The sequence below is a fragment of the Rhodanobacter sp. TND4EL1 genome, from assembly GCF_054061035.1.
In genome coordinates this window covers 767,138-783,702 of sequence record NZ_JBSSDT010000001.1, presented here as the reverse complement: position 1 = coordinate 783,702, position 16,565 = coordinate 767,138, and the positions used below count along the sequence as shown (strand labels likewise).

The window sequence follows — 16,565 nt, the reverse complement described above, 5'->3', positions numbered from 1 at the left end:
CCTGCCCATGGCAGGTATAATCGGCGCGGTGTGCACTGCCTTTGCCGTCCTGGAGCGATAACTTGAAAACACGCCTGCTGGGAGCCGCCGTCCTGATTGCCTTGGCGGTTCTGTTCGTGCCGATGTTCTTTTCCAGTACTCCGCCCGCCCCGGGTGGCGACCAAGCCGTCAACCTGGCCATTCCGCCGGCGCCGGATCGTGACCTGCAGACCCGCACCATGAGCCTGACGCCGGATGCCGCCGCTGCATCGAGCGCGGCCAGCGCGCCGACGGACACGGTGACGCCGGGCTCGGGCGAGAAGCTTGCCACGGTGAACATCGGTTCCAACCGGCCGCGCGACGTGGAAACCGACCCCAAGGCCGGCCAGCCGCCGCAGCCCACCACGGTGACCACCGGCTCGGGCGCGTCGCCGAGCCAGCCGGTGATTCCGCAGCAAACCAAGCCGGAGGTCACCAGCAAGACGGCCACCGCGCCGGTCGCGACCAAGCCGGTGGCGAAAGCCGAGCCGCCCAGGCCGGTCGCTGCTCCACCCCAGCCGACCTCGACTGAGGTCGCCGCTCGCGGCAATTACACGCTGAACCTCAGCGCCTACGCCAGCGCCGCCGGCGCGGCAAACCTGGAACGCCGTGTGCGCGCGCTGGGTTATCCGGTTCATGCCCAGGCAATCAGCCAGGCCGGCAAGCCGCGCACCCTGGTCACTGCGGGTCCGTTCGAGACCCGCACCGCGGCCGAGGCGGCGCGTCTGAAGATCACCCAGGCCATTCCGGGCGTGCCCGCGCGCCTGGAGCAGGACGCCAGTCACGAAAGCGCGCCAGCGGCGACGGCGCCGGCAGCCCGCAGCGCAGGCAAGGCCGGTGGCTGGGCCGTCCAGCTGGCGGCCGTGAGCAGCCAGGCGGATGCGAATGCGTTGCGCGACAAGCTTCGCGCCAACGGTTTTGACGGCTTCGTGGATTCGGTGCAGGCCGGCGGCAAGCAGTTGTGGCGTGTGCGCGCCGGGCCGCAGACGCAGCGCAGCGACGCGCAACGCGTGCACGACCAGATCAAGGCGAAGCTGGGTCTCGACGGCAACGTCGTCCCGGTTCCCTGAGTTCGACAGCGACCGCGCCCGAGCCTGAACGCATCCATGAACTGGACTGACTACATCATCCTCGGCGTGCTGGCCCTGTCCGTGCTGGTGGGACTGTGGCGCGGGCTGATTTCCGAAGTGCTGGCGCTGGTGATATGGGTCGCCGCATTCTGGGTCGCCTGGACCTTCGGTCCGGCGGTGGCACAGCATTTCGATCATCTGATCGAACTGCCGTCGGCCCGGATCATCGTGGGCTACGGTTTGTGCTTCGTCGCCGTGCTGATTCTGGGCGCCTTGCTGCGCTTCGTGATCAGCAAACTGGTCGAGGGCACCGGGCTGTCGGGTACCGACCGCCTGCTGGGCATGATTTTCGGTTTCGTGCGTGGCGTGCTGCTGGTGACGCTGATCGTGTTCCTGGTGGGCTTCACGGCTTTCACGCGTGACCGGTGGTGGCAGCAGTCCGTGTTGCTGCCGCAGTTCCAGCACGTGGCGGCGTGGCTGGGCCAGCAGGTACCACCCAGCGTGCGCGACCATCTTCATCCGCCGGCGGTGCTCGACCGATTGTCCGGCTTGCCGACGGGGCTTCCTGCCTCCATATCAGGCCCGACACCCGCGCCGGCATCCACCACCATTCCTCCGGCGTTGCCGGCAGCAGCGGGTTCCGCTGCGCCGCCCCGGAAATTCTGAACACACCTCCAGAAGCAGGCAACAAACATGTGCGGAATCATCGGCATTGTCGGTACCACGGAAGTGGCGTCGGCGCTTTATGACGGACTGACGGTACTGCAGCATCGCGGCCAGGACGCCGCCGGCATCGCTACCGTGGATGGCTCCAAGCTGCGCCTGCACAAAGGCAATGGCCTGGTTCGCGACGTCTTCAACCAGAGTTCGATGAGCGGCTTGCGCGGGCGCATCGGCATCGGTCATTGCCGTTACCCCACGGCCGGTTCGGAAGGTTCGGCCGAAGCGCAGCCGCTGTATGTCAATTCGCCGTACGGAATCGCGTTTGCGCACAACGGCAACCTGGTCAATACCGAGCAGTTGCGCCGCGAGATGTTCGAGGGCGATCGTCGCCACATCAATACCGATTCCGATTCCGAAGTGCTGCTGAACGTGCTGGCGCACGAGTTGCAGATCCAGGATCGGATGGCGCTGACCCCCGATCACATCTTCAAGGCCGTGGCGGGTGTGCATGCCCGTGCCCGCGGCGGTTACGCCTGCGTGGCGCTGGTGCTCGGCTATGGCCTGGTCGTCTTCCGCGACCCCAACGGCATCCGCCCGCTGGTGCTGGGCGAGCGAGTGACCGCCGAAGGGCATGAATACGCGGTGGCGTCCGAGTCGGTGGCGTTCGACGTGCTCGGCTTCAAGCTGGTGCGCGATATCGCGCCAGGCGAGGCGGTGATCATCACCGACGACGGCCAGTTGCACAGCCGCCATTGCGCCGAACGCAGCGTGCATACCCCGTGCATCTTTGAATACGTCTACCTGGCCCGGCCGGATTCGATGATCGAGGATGTGTCGGTGTACAAGGCGCGGCTGCGGATGGGCGAAAAGCTGGCCGAGAAGATCCTGCGTCTGCGACCGGACCATGACATCGACGCGGTGATTCCGATCCCCGACACGGCCCGCACCGCTGCCAGTGCGCTGGCCAGCGCACTGGGCGTGCCGTTCCGCGAAGGCTTCGTCAAGAATCGCTACATCGGCCGCACCTTCATCATGCCGGGGCAGGGCGAGCGGGTGAAATCCGTGCGCCGCAAGCTCAATCCGGTGGGTCTGGAGTTTCGCAACAAGAACGTGTTGCTGGTGGACGACTCGATCGTGCGTGGCACCACCTCGAAGCAGATCATCCAGATGGCGCGCGAGGCCGGCGCGAAGAACGTCTACTTTGCTTCGGCGGCACCGCCGGTACGCTATCCCAACGTCTATGGCATCGACATGCCGTCCAGCTCGGAGCTGGTCGCCTCCGGTCATACCGAAAAGGAAGTGGAGACGGTGCTGGGTGCGGACTGGCTGGTCTACCAGGACCTGCAGGACCTGATCTGGGCCGTGCAGGACGGCAACGAGGATCTTGCCCAGTTCGATACCTCCTGCTTCTCCGGCGAATACGTCACCGGCCTCGATCAGCAGTATCTGAAGCAGATCCAGATGCTGCGCTCGGATGACGCCAAGGCGTCACGCCGCGTGGTCTGAGACAGAAATGCAGGAGCGCACCCTGTGCGCGAGCCCTTCGTCACGTAACGAAAGGCATCGCGCACAGGGTGCGCTCCTGCAGGAAGCACGTTATGACCGATCTCCACGCCGCCGCCAAGCGCTGTCTCGATGCCACGGATCCGGCAGAAAAGCTGCGCCTGACGCATGCGACCTGGCAGGCGTTTCTTGCCGGGGAGTTGCATCCCGATCCGTCGTCACCAGCGCCATCGCCGATCGGTGCACCCGGTCGGCCCGCGCGGCCGCTGCTGGTCAATGCGCGGCAGGTACCACAACGCGGGCTGGGCAGCCCGGAAGGGCGCGCGGCGCTGGTACACGCGGTGGCGCATATCGAGTTCAATGCGATCAACCTGGCCTGGGACGCGGTGTACCGCTATCGCGGCAAGCCCGATGACTACTATCGGGACTGGGCCAGTTGCGCCCATGACGAAGCCCGTCATTTCGAACTGCTGGCCGGACGGCTGACCGAGTTGGGTCATGCCTACGGCGACTTCGATGCCCACGACGGCTTGTGGGCGATGGCGGAAAAGACGGCTCATCACGACACCGCGCGCATGGCGCTGGTGCCGCGGGTGCTGGAAGCGCGCGGGCTGGATGTCACGCCCGGCATGATCGATCGGCTCCGCCACCTCGGTGACGAGGCGACGGTCGCCATTCTCGAAGTGATCCTGCGCGAAGAGGTGGCCCATGTTGCCGCCGGCACGCGCTGGTATCGGCATTGTTGCGAACGCGACGGCATCGATCCGATCGACAGCTTTTTCGGCTTTCTGCGCGACTACATGGGCGTCAGCCTGCGTGGTCCGTTTAACCTGCCGGCACGACGCGAGGCGGGATTCGTGGAAGAAGAACTGGATCGACTGGCGGCGCTGGCGGTGGAAGGACAGCCCGCCCGCAAGGGGCAGGCTGCCGGCTGAGCTCAGGCGGGCATCGAACTGCCGAACGACGGTGGCCTGTCCTCGCGGGCGCTGCCGAACTTCAGGTTGGGCGTGGCGCCCATGTGGAAAACCAGCTCCCCACCGGCGACCAGATCGGCATGGCTTATCCAGCTGCGCGTCCACGGCTTGCCGTTGAAGGTGACTGACTGGATGTAGGGCGTCTTCGGCCCGTTGTCGACGGTCTTCACCACCAGCTTGCGCTGGTTGCCCAAGGCGATCTCGGCGCGATTCAGAAGCGGGCTGCCGAACACGTAGTTGGTGCTGACCGGATCCACCGCATACAGCCCCATCGCGCCCATCACGTACCACGCGCTCATCTGGCCGCAGTCCTCGTTGCCGGCCAGACCGTCGGGCTCGGCGCGGTACATGGTGTCCAGCAGCGAGCGTACGCGCGCCTGGGTCTTGTGGTGGTTGCCGGTGTAGGCGTAGAGGTAGGCGATGTGATGGCTTGGTTCGTTGCCGTGAGCGTACTGGCCGACCAGGCCGGCGATATCCGGCGGCGCGTTGCCGGGCAGACCGGGGTGCGCGCTGAACAGACCATCGAGCTTCTTTTCGAACCCCGCCTCGCCACCGAACAACTGCATGTATTCGTACAGATCGTGCTGGTTGAGGAATGTCGCCTGCCACGCGTTGGATTCGGTGAAATCGCGCCACTGGTCCGAGTGGCCGATGGCAGCGGGATCGAACGGATGTTCCAGCCACTTGCCCTGGCTGTCACGCGGACGCACGAACGTCACGCTCTTGTCGAACACGTGGCGATAGTTGCGCGAGCGTGCGCGCAGGGCTTTTGCATCGGCGGTGGCGCCGGCGACATCGGCCATGTGCGCCACGGCCCAGTCGTCGTAGCAGTATTCCAGGGTCTTGCTGACCGCTTCGCCTTCCTTGTCGCTGGGGATGTAGCCGAGCGTGCGGTAGTAGGGCAGGCCGCGGTAATCGTCGTCCATCGCGCGCTTGCGATACAGCGGCCAGGCCTTGTCGCTGTCGATGCCCTTGAAACCCTTGGCCTGCGCTTCGGCGATCACCGAGGCGGAGTGGTAGCCGATCATGCAGCCGGTTTCCACGCCCTGCAGCGGCCATACCGGCGGGCCTTCGGGACTTTCCGCGGCCATGCGGATCAGGCCGTTGACCAGATCCGGCACGCGCTCGGGCTGGTACAGGGTGAACAGCGGATGCAGTGCGCGATAGGTATCCCACAGCGAATAGGTGCTGTAGTTGTGCGCGCCGCTCGGCAGCTGATGGACGGCCAGATCCATGCCGCGGTAGCGACCATCGACGTCACTGAAAAGCGTAGGCGCCATCATCGTGTGATAAAGCGAGGTGTAGAAAATCCGGCGCATGTCATCGGACGGCGCATCGATGGCGATGCGTGCCAGTTCCTTGTTCCAGGCGTCGTTGGCCGCTTCGCTGACCTGGTCGAAATCCCAGCCGGGCATTTCCTGATCGAGATTGCGCAGCGCGCCCTCGATGTCCACGCCGGAGATGCCTACCTTGACCAGCAGCGGTGCGCTGGATGCATCCTTGATGTGCAACGCGGCCTTGAGCTTGTTGCCTTTCGCATCGGAGGTGCCGGTCGGCAGCGCGTGGTCGTCGCTGTACAGCACGCCCTTGGCGATCGGCCGTGACAGCTTCATCGCGAAATGGATGTGCCGGCCATTGGCCCATTGATGCACGCGACGCGAGCCGACCAGGGTGTCGTTGCCGATCAGTTTCAGGCTGGCGTCCGAGACCTTGCACGGCTGCTCCAGCGAGTCGTGGAAGCCGTGGGCGAAATCGATCACCAGATGCCCGTCGCCTTTCTTGTTGAAGGTGTAGCGGTGCAGGCCGGTGCGCTCGGTGGCGGTGAGTTCGGCGAGGATGTCGTGGTCTTTCAGGGTGACACGGTAATACCCGGGCCGCGCGCTTTCGGTGCTGCGATCGAAGCGCGAGCGGTAACCCGGACCGGGCGTGATCACCGCACCCACCGGCAGCTGCTTCGGCGTACCCGCCGGATGTTTCATGTCGTACTGGGAGGTGTAGTTGATATCGGGCCGGCCGCGCGTGCCGGGCTGCAGCTGCACGGCGCCCTGCGCCGGCATCACCAGCACGTCGAGCAGGTCGGCGGCGCCGGTGCCGCTGAGATGCGTGTGCGAGAAACCCATGATCGAGCCGTCACCGATGTGGTAACCGGAGCTGGCATCCCAGCCACTGTCGTTGGTGTCGGGGCTGAGCTGGACCATGCCGAAGGGCAGCGTGGCGCCGGGGAAGGTGTGGCCGTGGCCGCCGGTGCCGATGAACACATCGACGTAGCGAGTGAGTCCGGCGCTGCCGGCCATGCCGTTGGCGCCCGTCTTGCCGGTGCCGGCCAGTCCGCTGGCAAACGCGGAGGGTGCAGCAAAGCGTGTACCGAGCAGGGCCAGTGCGGTGGCAGAACCCTGGAGAAAACGTCGGCGGGAAACCATGCGGAAAAGTTCCTTTCAGTAAAACGGTGAAGTGGTCGGCTCAGGCACGCAGAAGTTCGGGTTGACGCTGGGACAGCTCGACGATCAGTTCGCCGAACAGCGTGTTGGCCCAGGCGAACCACGCGCGTGTGAATTTCTTCGGGTCGTCCTGATCGAAGGCTTCATGCATGAAACCGGTGCCGGCGTGGGTGGTTTTCAACCAGTGCAGGCTTTGGCGGATCTCGCCGGCATCGTGCGTGGTGAGTGCACGCATGGTGAGCGACATCGGCCAGATCATGCGCAAGCCCTCGTGCGGTCCGCCGATGCCTTCGGCGGCGCTGCCGCTGAAGAAATACGGATTGCGAGGGCTCCATGCCAGCGCGCGGGTGCGGCGGTAGGTCGGATCGTCCATCGGCATCGCGCCCAGATACGCCATGCTCGACAGGCTCGGTGCGTTGGCATCGTCCATGAACAGCTGATTGCCGAACCCGTCGACCTCGTAGGCCCAGATATCCTTGCCATGGTCGTCGTGCATCACGGCATATTTTTTCAGCGCAGCCTCCACTTCATCGGCCAGCGCGCGGCAGTCATCGGCGAACGCCTTGTCGTGATGGATCGCCTGCGACATCTCGGCCAGCTGGCGCAGGGAGGTCACCGCGAAGAAGTTCGCCGGCACGAACAGCGGATACAGGCAGGCATCGTCGGACGGACGGAACATCGAGAAGATCATCCCGACCGGCTTGGCGGGATTGCCGTAGCCGTCCAGCGGCGGATTCTCGCTGGCACGGGGCGAGTTGCGCTGAAAATGGTACGGGCCGGGACCGTCCTTGCGCTGCTGCACGCGGAAGGTCGTCAGCACCGTGTGCATGGCGGCGCGCCAGTCGTTGTCGAACGGCGTGGTGTCGCCGGTGGTCTTCCAGTAGCCATGCGCGAGGCGGATCGGATAGCACAGCGAATCGATTTCCCATTTGCGCTCTGCCACGCCGGGACGCATGTCGGTGATATCGCTTTGCGACCAGTCCAGATTCGTGCGTGCCGTGGGATCAGGCATGAAAGCGTTGGCGTAGGGATCGATGGCGATGCAGCGCGCATGGCGGTGGATCAGGCCGACGAACAGTTTCTGCAGTGCCGGATCCTTCGGCGCCAGCGGCAGATACGGCCACACTTGCGCGGAGGAATCGCGCATCCACATCGCGTCGATGTCGCCGGTGACGATGAAGGTATCCGGCTTGCCGTCGAGCGTGCCGATGTTGACCGTGGTGTCGAGCGTGTTCGGGTAGCAATTCTCGAACAGCCATGCGAGCTCGGGGTCACCGATGGCCGCCTTGGTGCGGATGATCTGCGCTTCCACCGCGGCGCTCGTGAACTTGCGCTGGGCGAGTGGCGGGCGTCGGCTGGTGAATCGTCCGGAAGAGGCGGGTACGGCGCGTGACATCGCGGGCAGCGCACCGAACATCGCGCTGCCCGAGGCAACGGCAAACATCTTCAGCAGGTCGCGTCGGCTGGTCTGGATCGGCATCGGCGGCTCTCGTGTGGCGTCGGGGGGAATCTGGGGCGGTGGTGGCGGAAGAGCGGTTGACGGGGTTTCCGTGCAGTGCGGCATTTCGAGGCGCAGGCTTGCATGTTTGCCTTCGCCTCGACTGGGTCAATACGTTGAAGCTAAAGCATTTCCATGGTGCGTGTCGTTGCGCCGCGGCATTTTTCAGCGTTAAATTTGAATCGATCTAAATCTTGCGCAGTCCGGCACATGCTGCGATGCATCAAAGATCACTTTCGCCCGGCGGCGATCCGTGACGAAGCAGCCTGATCCGGCCGAGGGTCTGCCTGACCCCGGTCGGCGGGACTCGAAATGGCGTTGACGAGCGAGTGAAGGTGCAGGGCGGTACGCAGCGCATCGATGGACGCATCGCTGTGCACGTCCAGCGTCATCGACTGGCCCGGCAGCAGGTCGAAGGCGTTGTCCGAGAGCGTGGCATCGAGGTCGCCGAAGTCGATCCAGACACCTCGCGCAAACCGTTTCGCCTCGATCGTCAGTCGGTAACCGTCACCGTGGGTGGCCAGGCGCCCGCTGAGCTCGGGATCCGGCAGGTGCAGTTCGGGCGGGAGTGCGAAGTACAGCAAGTGTCGCGACAGCGGCTGGCCGTCATGCAGCAGTTCGAACACGGCGATGGTGTCAGCGGGGTTGCCACCGTGCAGCAGCGCGGCATCCGCCACATCCATCACGCGGGTGCTGGCCAGCGGGACCAACGTCGTCGCACTGGTGTGGTCGTAGCGAACGATGCCGTCCATCGACATCACCCGAACGCGCAGTTGTGCGTCGATGGGCTGGGTGCGGTCGGAAATCAGATATACCGCGGTGCTCCCATGCTGGCGGATCGGTGCCACCCGCACCGGCGCATAGAAGCGCCGCGCGTGAAACTGCAGCGCCTTCCAGCGGCCGTACCAGTCGATGCTCGACCACGAGGCGCCGGGCCATACGTCGTTGAGCTGCCAGTACAGCGAACCCATCGTGCGCGGACGCTGGCTGCGCAGGTGATCCACCGCCAGCTCGATGCCGTCGGCCTGCATCAGCTGGCTCAGGTAGACAAAGCTGGCGAAGTCCTTCGGCTCGCCATAGCCGCGACGGATGTACTTGAGCAGGCGATCGTTGCCGTTGCCCTTGTCGTATTTCTGATGCGCGCGCATCACTTTCGAATCTACCGACAGGTCGCCCGGGTCGGCGAACGCGCGGATCGTCTGCATCACCGGCATCGACTGCAATCCGTACTCGGACTGGAAGCGCGGCGTGACGTCTAGGTAGGCCTCGGCCGGCTTGGCCTCGCCCGACCACACGTCCCAGTAATGCATGTCGCCATCGTCGGGAATGTTGGCCGGTCCCTGCATGTCGGTGCCGGGCGTGGTGGCCCAGTACGGCACGTCAGGCTGTTCGCGCTGCACCACCTCGCGCAAGGTGTGGTCGAACAGCTCGCGCATGCCCTGTTCCACTTTCGCCGTCTCGACCGCGCCGGCCTGCTTGCGGAAGGCAGCCCGATCCGGCCACGACTCCCAGCCGGTCTGCACCTCGTTGTTGCCGCACCAGAGCACGATCGACGGATGGTCGCGCAGGCGCGTCACCTGTTCGATCGCCTCCTGTTTCACGTTGTCGCGGAAGGCAGCGTCGTAGGGCGGGATCGCGCCGCCGAACATGAAGTCCTGCCAGACCATCAAACCCATCCGGTCGGCCATCGCGTAGAAGGCGTCGGGCAGGTAGGTGCCGCCGCCCCACACGCGCAGCATGTTCATGTTGGCGTCGCGGGCGGAGCCGAGCACCTGGCGCATCTGTGCGTCGGTGACACGCGATGGGAAGCTGTCGAACGGAATCAGGTTGGCGCCCTTGGCGAAGATCGGCACGTCGTTCACCACGAACGCGAAGCTGCGGCCCCAGCGGTCCTTTTCGCGACGCAGTTCGACGCTGCGCAGGCCGGTCTCGCGGTCGGCTTTGGCCAGCACCCGGCCGCCCAGCAGCACGTCGGCATGGAACGTGTAGAGGTCGGGCTTGCCGTAACCGACCGGCCACCAGCGTTGCGGGTGCTCGATGGTCAGCGGTACCGACAACGCATTCTCGCCTGACTGCAGCGCGACATCGGCGGAAGTTTCACCGCGGCGACCGTCCGGCGCGCGCCAGCGTAACCGCAGTGTGGCCTTGCCGGCATGGTCGGCCGAGACCGCCAACTGCGCCAGCAGCCTTGCGCTGTCCGCATCGACGTGTTGCTGGGCGATATGCAGGTCGGTGAGGCGAAGCGTGTCCCAGCTCTCCAGCGCCACGGGTTGCCAGATGCCCTCGGTGATGAAGCGGGGACCCCAGTCCCAGCCGTATTGATAGTTCGCCTTGCGCACGTAATTGGACGTCTGTTTTCCCGTCGGTTCGTCGCCAAACGCCGAATCGAACTCGCCAGGCAACGCGTACGGCTGTTTCAGCAGCCACGGCTGCAGCTTGGTGATTGGCGAGTGCAGTGAGACGGTGAGTGTGTTGTCGCCGACATGCAGCGTGTTCTTCGCCGGAATCCGCCGGCGCCGAAACATGTTGTCCGTGACGAGCAGCTTCTTCCCGTTGAGGCGTACTTCGGCGAACGTATCCAGGCCGTTGAACACGAGATCGACGTGATCGCTCGCCAGCGTGGCCGCATCCACCTTGAACGTGAGGCGGTAGTCCCAGTCAGCCAGGCCGATCCATTGCAGGCTCGCTTCGTTGTCGCGCCGATACGGGTCGGGGATCAATCCGGCATGCAGCAGATCCAGCTGGACGCTGCCGGGCACCGTCGCCGCGATCCAGCGTGTGGCTTCCGGGTGTTTCTTCCGAGACGCGGTGGCATTCGCCGCAAGACGTACCTGCCAGCCTTGATCCAGTGTGCGCGATTCAGTGGCCGAAGCACACGTAGTGCCGATCAGACATGTGCCCACGAGCAGCACCCGCGCCCAGGCGCGGATTCGTTGTGCCCGGGCCGACGGGCGATCATGCGCCGCGAAGAAGTGCTTCGATGTCGGGTTCATGGAGCCTCAGGGTTGCCCTCCGGCGCGTATTGTTGCCTCGTTGATCGCGCGCACTCGGGCTTCGTCCACTTTTTCGACCTTGCGGTCGTAGGTGTACAGCCCGTTGTGCTCGCCCTCGACATCGGTGATCTGGGTGTAGACGCTGCCGGACACGCCAATGGCCGGGCCCTTGTCGCGCAGTACAGCGGTGTTGGCGACGTAGCCGGCGTTGAGCGCGGCCTTGTCTTTCACGTCGCCGTACGGGTTGATCGGTGTGTTGGGCCATACGTGCCCGGGAACGCCCAGCGTCAGGCCGCCGTGCTCGCCATCCATCGAGGCGCGCGTGGCATCCGGATGGGGCAGGCCGGGGCCCTGATAGTCGTGCACGTCGATGATGTCTCCGGCATGCGGATCGCCCTTGGTGTCGCAGCAGTTGGCGCCGCTGCGCGCATCGACCAGGCGTGAGGGGTCGAGTTGCTTGATCTGCGTCGCCAGCTCGGCGGCGGCTGGAATGCTCCACTGGCCCCAGCCCTCGTTGAACGGGATCCAGCCGATGATCGAGGTGTCGCCCTTCAGTTGCTCGACGATGGCCGTGACGTCGGCGCGGAATCGAGCCTTGTCGGCACCGTTGAGCTTGTCGTTGCTCCCGGTCGGCAGCGCCGGCATGTCCTGCCAGACCATCAGGCCGATGCGGTCGGCCCAGTAGTACCAGCGCGCCGGTTCCACCTTGATGTGCTTGCGGATGGTGTTGAAGCCGAGGTCCTTCGTCTTCTGAATGTCGAACTTCAGCGCCGCGTCGGTGGGGGCGGTGTAGACGCCGTCGGGCCAGTAGCCCTGGTCCAGTGTGGCCAGCAGGAAGGTCGTCTTGCCGTTCAGCACGATACGGTTGAGCCCGCCCGCTTTCCTGATGCCGATCGTGCGCAGGCCCGCATAGCTGGTTACCGCGTCATGTTGATCACCTTGCGTGAGGGTGGCCTTGAAGGTGTACAGGAACGGATCCTGCGGACTCCATGGACGCGGATTCGCAATGGCCAGATGCAGGGGTTTGTCGGCTGGCCCCTCGGCGTCGCCGACGGACTTGGCGCCGGCATAGGCGGTGACATGCAACATGGCGTGGGCGGCGCTGCCGTGCACTGTCGACGTCACGGTGAAGGCATCGAGACTGGGCGTCGGCGTGAAGCTCAGTTGCGCCAGGCTGGTGGCCGGTACGGGTTCCAGCCACACCGACTGCCAGATGCCGGACGCGGCGGTGTAGAAGATGCCCTCGGGCTTCAGTCGTTGCTTGCCGACCATCACGTTGGCGCCATCCACCGGCGCGTGTACGGCAACGATGATTTCCTGCGCGCCATGCGGGCGAAGCGCCGGCGTGATGTCCGCGCTGAACGACGTATAGCCGCCCAAATGACTCGCCACTTTCTTGCCGTTGACGTACACCGTGGCATCCTGCGCCACCGCGCCGAAGTTCAACCGCACGTGCTGGCCATGGGCGGTGAAGGTCGCGGGAACGTCCACCAGCCGGCGGTAGATCATGAAATCGGCATGCTTCTGCACGCCCGAAAGCACCGATTCGATCGGGTAGGGCACCAGCACCTGCCCTTTCAGTTTCTGGCCGAACAGTGGGATGGATGCTCCATCGGTGGCCGTGTACTGCCACAAGCCGTTCAGGCTCATCCACTGCGGATGTTCCAGCGACGGGCGAGCCAGTTGCGGGCGCGGGTATTCGGGCAAGGCATTGTCGGGCGATACCTCGGCCGTCCACGGCGTGGCCAAGGGCGCGACCTTGCCGTCCCAGACATCGGCCTTGGTCGCGGTGGCCATTGCCATCGGCCCCATTCCCAACGCCATGGTCATGGCCATCCAGACGATGGTGCGCGGCAGCTTGGTGTTGCACGTCATTCGGTATTCCTCAAAACAGGTGGGTCCGATGCCTTTTCCCGCCAGCGGTTCGCTGCCGGGTGGTCAGGGCTGCGTCCTCTCCCAACTCAAATCGGCGACCACGGGGAAATGATCGGACGGATAGACCTTGCCCTCGTGCATCGTGATCGTGCGAACGCTGTCGGCCGTCATGCCGCGGTAAAGGATCCAGTCGATGCGGTCGGTCGCATGGCCGGTGAACCCGTGAAAGGTGGACGCCGGACCCTCCTGCCGCGGAGCCGACATGCGTGCGTCGTGCAGGACCTTGGTCAGGGCGGCATGCGTCATGCTTTCAGGACGGGTGTTGAAATCGCCGGTGAGGATGAACGGCACCGACGCGGGCAGCCGGGCCAGACGCCGCAGGATTTCCGTGGCACAGCGCTCACGGATCGCTTCGGCTTCTTTGCCATCCTGATAAGGAAAGTGGGTGTCGTAGTAGTAGAACTGCCTGCCACTGCGACGATCCTGGAATGCCGCCCAGGTGACCATGCGCGGCAGCGGTTGGCCGAAACTCATGCTGCCTGGCTTGTCCGGCGTATCGGAGAACCAGAAGTTGCCGGACTTGAGTATCTTCAGGCGCGCCTTGTCGTAGAAGACGCCCATGTGCTCGTTGTCGTTCTCGTTGGTCTCGTTGCCATTGCGGCCCATGCCGAACCAGGTGTAGTCGAGCAGGTGCTGTTGCAGGTAGTCGGCCTGTGGCAAGAGCAACTCCTGCGTCCCCAGGATATCGGGGTGTTCCTTGCGGATGACCTGCACCATCAGGTCGCGCCGATGCGGCCACGCATTGATACCGTCGTTTGCCTCGCTGTAACGCACGTTGAAGGTCATGACGCGAAGGTCATGTGCGCTGGCGCTGGGCGGCGAGGCGGCGTTGACCGTGCCGGCGACGAGCGCGAGCCCTGAAATCAGAAGTAGGCGTGCCAGCAGGTGCATGGTGCAACTCCTTGGGGAAGTGGAGGGATGATCGGATGTCTTGCCGGGTGTCAACACCACGCCGATGTTTCGCCGCGCCGCCTCACCCCCACGGTGGACGCGGGTCGTCTCCATCCCATGATCAGGGGTGTCCCTCGCATGCTCCCGATCCATCGAGCAGTCACCGGGAATCCTGGTCATGGTCTGACATCGAAGGCGGCGCAGCAGTCGGGTCTGCGCCCCAGGCCGTGTTTGGTTTTGGCCCCATCGTGAGCATCAGCGTGGCGCCGTTGGCGATGTCGGCATGGCTGAACCAGGGCTTGGTCCACGACTTGCCGTTGAGCGTCGCGGACTGGATGTATTTGTTCGCGGTCGAGTTGTTGCGCGCGACGATCTCGAAGATCTTGCCGTTGCCCAGGCGCAGGCGCACCTTGTCGAAGATCGGGCTGCCGATGATGTAGTCCGGGCTGGCCGGATCGACCGGATAGAAACCCATCGCGCTGAGCACGTACCACGACGAGGTGGAGCCCTGGTCGTCCATGCCGGGGTAGCCGTAACCGGTGGCGTCGCTGCCGTACAAATCGGCGAGGATGCGGCGGGTCAGCGCCTGCGTCTTCCACGGCTGCCCGCTCCAGGCGTAGAGATAGGCCGCCTGCTGGTCCGGCTGGTTGCCTTGCACGTACTGGCCGATCACGCCGGTGCAGTCGCGGCAGATGCCCTTGGGTTGGTAGGGCGTGGAAAAGAAGGTGTCGAGTTTGGCGTTGAACTTGTCGCGCCCGCCGAGCAGCGTCATCAGGCCCTTTACGTCATGCGGTACCAGCCACAGCGTCGACCAGCCCGAAGCTTCCTTCATCATGAAGTTGTAGTACGGCTCGGCCGGGTCGAACGGCGAGATCCACTGAGCGTCCGCGGTCTTGCCGCGCATGAAGCCGACCGACGGATCGAACACGTGGCGGTAGTTTGCGGCGCGGCGTTCGAACATCGCCGCGTCGTCGCTCTTGCCGAGCCGGCGCGCGATGTCGGCGAGGGCATGATCGTCCCAGGCGTACTCGAGCGTGGTGGCGACGCCTGCCTTGCCGCCGGCGTAGGGCGGGCTGGGGTTGCCTGGCGGCACGATGTCGGCGATCCAGCCGTTCTTGATGTACTCGGCCAGGTAGCCGCGCGGCCCCTTCGGATCCATCGCGTTCTTGCGCAGCGATTCATACGCGGCGGCATAGTCGAACTTGATGCCGCGCTGCCACGCGCCGTCGTAGAGAAACACCGCGTGGTCGCCGTGGAACGAGGTGTTCATGTAGCCGCGCTCGTGCGCCCGGTCCAGCTCCGAACGCATGATGTCCTGCACCACCTTCGGTTCCAGCAACATCAGCAGGGTGATCTGGTTGCGGCCGGTATCCCAGAACGGCACCGGGCCGTAGTGGTCATAGTCGGCGAGTTGGACGTGACCCTCCGCGTCGGTGTAATGCTCGCCCTTGCGCGCGATCAGGCGTGGGCTGGCGAAGGCGTGATAGAGCGTGGAGTAGAACAGTGCACGCTGCTTCGGCGTGCCGCCGCTCACGTCGACGCGGTCGAACAACTGGGCCCACGCCGTGCGCGCCTTGGCATGCACCTGGTCGAAATTCTTGTCGGCGGCATGCAGGCGCTGTTCCGCTTCCGCTGCACTGTGGCCGTGGGCCACTCTGACCAGCACCTGCTCGCCAGCGTGCGTATCGAAGGTGACGTAGGCACCGGCATAGCTGCCGGAGACCGTGCGGCGTTCGGCCTGCACGTCCTCGCCCCCGAGGCCTTCGCCCTTGTCGCTGAGGTTCGCGTGGAAGGTGCCGAAGCGGGCGAACGGACGCGAGAACTCGGCGATGAAGAAGGGGCCGTCGGCATCGTCGTTGCGGCTGCCGTCGGTGGCGACGCCGCGAACGGTGCGGTCACCGACCACCTCCACGTCGCCACCGGGACGACGCAGATTCACCACCACGTTCGAGCGGTGGCTGGCGGGAAAGGTAAACCGCATCAGGCTGGTCCACTGCGTCGCGGTCAGCTCGACACGGGTGTGGAAAGCGGCAAGATCGACCGCGTAGTAGCCGGGCGATGCCTTCTCGCTGGCCTTGTCGTAATACGACGGCGTGTAGTCCGGCGGCACGCTCCAGTTGCCTACCACGGGCATGATCATCGGGGCGCCGCGTGCCCCGTAGGTCGAGCCACCGCCGGTAAATCCGAACAGGGTCGGGCGGTCGTAGACGTAGGACACCGGCACGCCGGTGGCAAAGCTCAGGTCGGCATTGATGTTTACCGGCGCCGCTTCAGTGGAGCTTTGCGGCAGGCTTGCGCCTGGTGAAGTCATGCCCGAATACAGCGGTTCGCCTGGCGGTGGTGCGTTGCCGATCAGTGCCCGCTGATCCAGCGGCGCGGTGCCGACGAGCGGGTTGGCTGCATCGACCGCCGAGGTCGCGGCACCCGTGGGTTGGGAATCTTTCGCAAGGCTCGTGCCGATGAATCCGGTTGCGAGAATCGACAGCGCCGCACCGAGAGCGAGGCGCCGGTCGAGGATAAAAAAGGCACGGCGGGGACGCCGTGCGAACGGGGACGTCATGACATCTTCCTGCAGCGGAGCG

General features: G+C 65.0%; 10 protein-coding genes. 4 read left to right on the top strand and 6 right to left on the bottom strand.

Features of this window, described 5'->3' with window-relative positions:
- The first annotated feature begins 62 nt into the window (after positions 1-62).
- The 4 genes from ACVWWQ_RS03650 (at position 63) to ACVWWQ_RS03635 (ending at position 4,189) form a co-directional block, all read left to right on the top strand.
- On the top strand, positions 63-1,088 hold the full coding sequence (locus ACVWWQ_RS03650) for an SPOR domain-containing protein (protein ID WP_133949919.1): 1,026 nt from the start codon (positions 63-65) through the stop codon (positions 1,086-1,088).
- A gap of 36 nt (positions 1,089-1,124) precedes the next feature.
- Complete coding sequence (locus tag ACVWWQ_RS03645) at positions 1,125-1,754, top strand: CvpA family protein (protein ID WP_133949921.1); 630 nt, start codon at positions 1,125-1,127, stop codon at positions 1,752-1,754.
- A gap of 27 nt (positions 1,755-1,781) precedes the next feature.
- Complete coding sequence (gene purF, locus ACVWWQ_RS03640; protein WP_133949923.1) at positions 1,782-3,257, top strand: amidophosphoribosyltransferase; 1,476 nt, start codon at positions 1,782-1,784, stop codon at positions 3,255-3,257.
- A gap of 92 nt (positions 3,258-3,349) precedes the next feature.
- Positions 3,350-4,189, top strand: coding sequence for a ferritin-like domain-containing protein (locus tag ACVWWQ_RS03635; RefSeq protein WP_133949925.1), 840 nt, complete (start codon positions 3,350-3,352; stop codon positions 4,187-4,189).
- A 2-nt stretch (positions 4,190-4,191) separates the two neighbouring features.
- Here the strand turns inward: ACVWWQ_RS03635 and ACVWWQ_RS03630 are convergent, their stop codons facing one another.
- From ACVWWQ_RS03630 to ACVWWQ_RS03605, 6 genes are all read right to left on the bottom strand, one after another.
- The gene (locus tag ACVWWQ_RS03630; RefSeq protein WP_133949927.1) at positions 4,192-6,648 is read right to left on the bottom strand and encodes a GH92 family glycosyl hydrolase; all 2,457 of its coding nucleotides are present in this window, start codon (positions 6,646-6,648) and stop codon (positions 4,192-4,194) included.
- Positions 6,649-6,688: 40 nt separating this feature from the next.
- Complete coding sequence (locus tag ACVWWQ_RS03625) at positions 6,689-8,146, bottom strand: glycoside hydrolase family 125 protein (RefSeq protein ID WP_133949929.1); 1,458 nt, start codon at positions 8,144-8,146, stop codon at positions 6,689-6,691.
- A 248-nt stretch (positions 8,147-8,394) separates the two neighbouring features.
- On the bottom strand, positions 8,395-11,157 hold the full coding sequence (locus ACVWWQ_RS03620; protein WP_133949931.1) for a glycosyl hydrolase 2 galactose-binding domain-containing protein: 2,763 nt from the start codon (positions 11,155-11,157) through the stop codon (positions 8,395-8,397).
- A 6-nt stretch (positions 11,158-11,163) separates the two neighbouring features.
- Positions 11,164-13,032, bottom strand: a complete 1,869-nt coding sequence (locus ACVWWQ_RS03615) for a sugar-binding domain-containing protein (RefSeq protein ID WP_133949933.1) — start codon at positions 13,030-13,032, stop codon at positions 11,164-11,166.
- Positions 13,033-13,095: 63 nt separating this feature from the next.
- Positions 13,096-13,983, bottom strand: coding sequence for an endonuclease/exonuclease/phosphatase family protein (locus ACVWWQ_RS03610; protein WP_133949935.1), 888 nt, complete (start codon positions 13,981-13,983; stop codon positions 13,096-13,098).
- Between the two features lie 160 nt (positions 13,984-14,143).
- Complete coding sequence (locus ACVWWQ_RS03605) at positions 14,144-16,543, bottom strand: GH92 family glycosyl hydrolase (protein WP_133949937.1); 2,400 nt, start codon at positions 16,541-16,543, stop codon at positions 14,144-14,146.
- Positions 16,544-16,565: the final 22 nt, after the last annotated feature.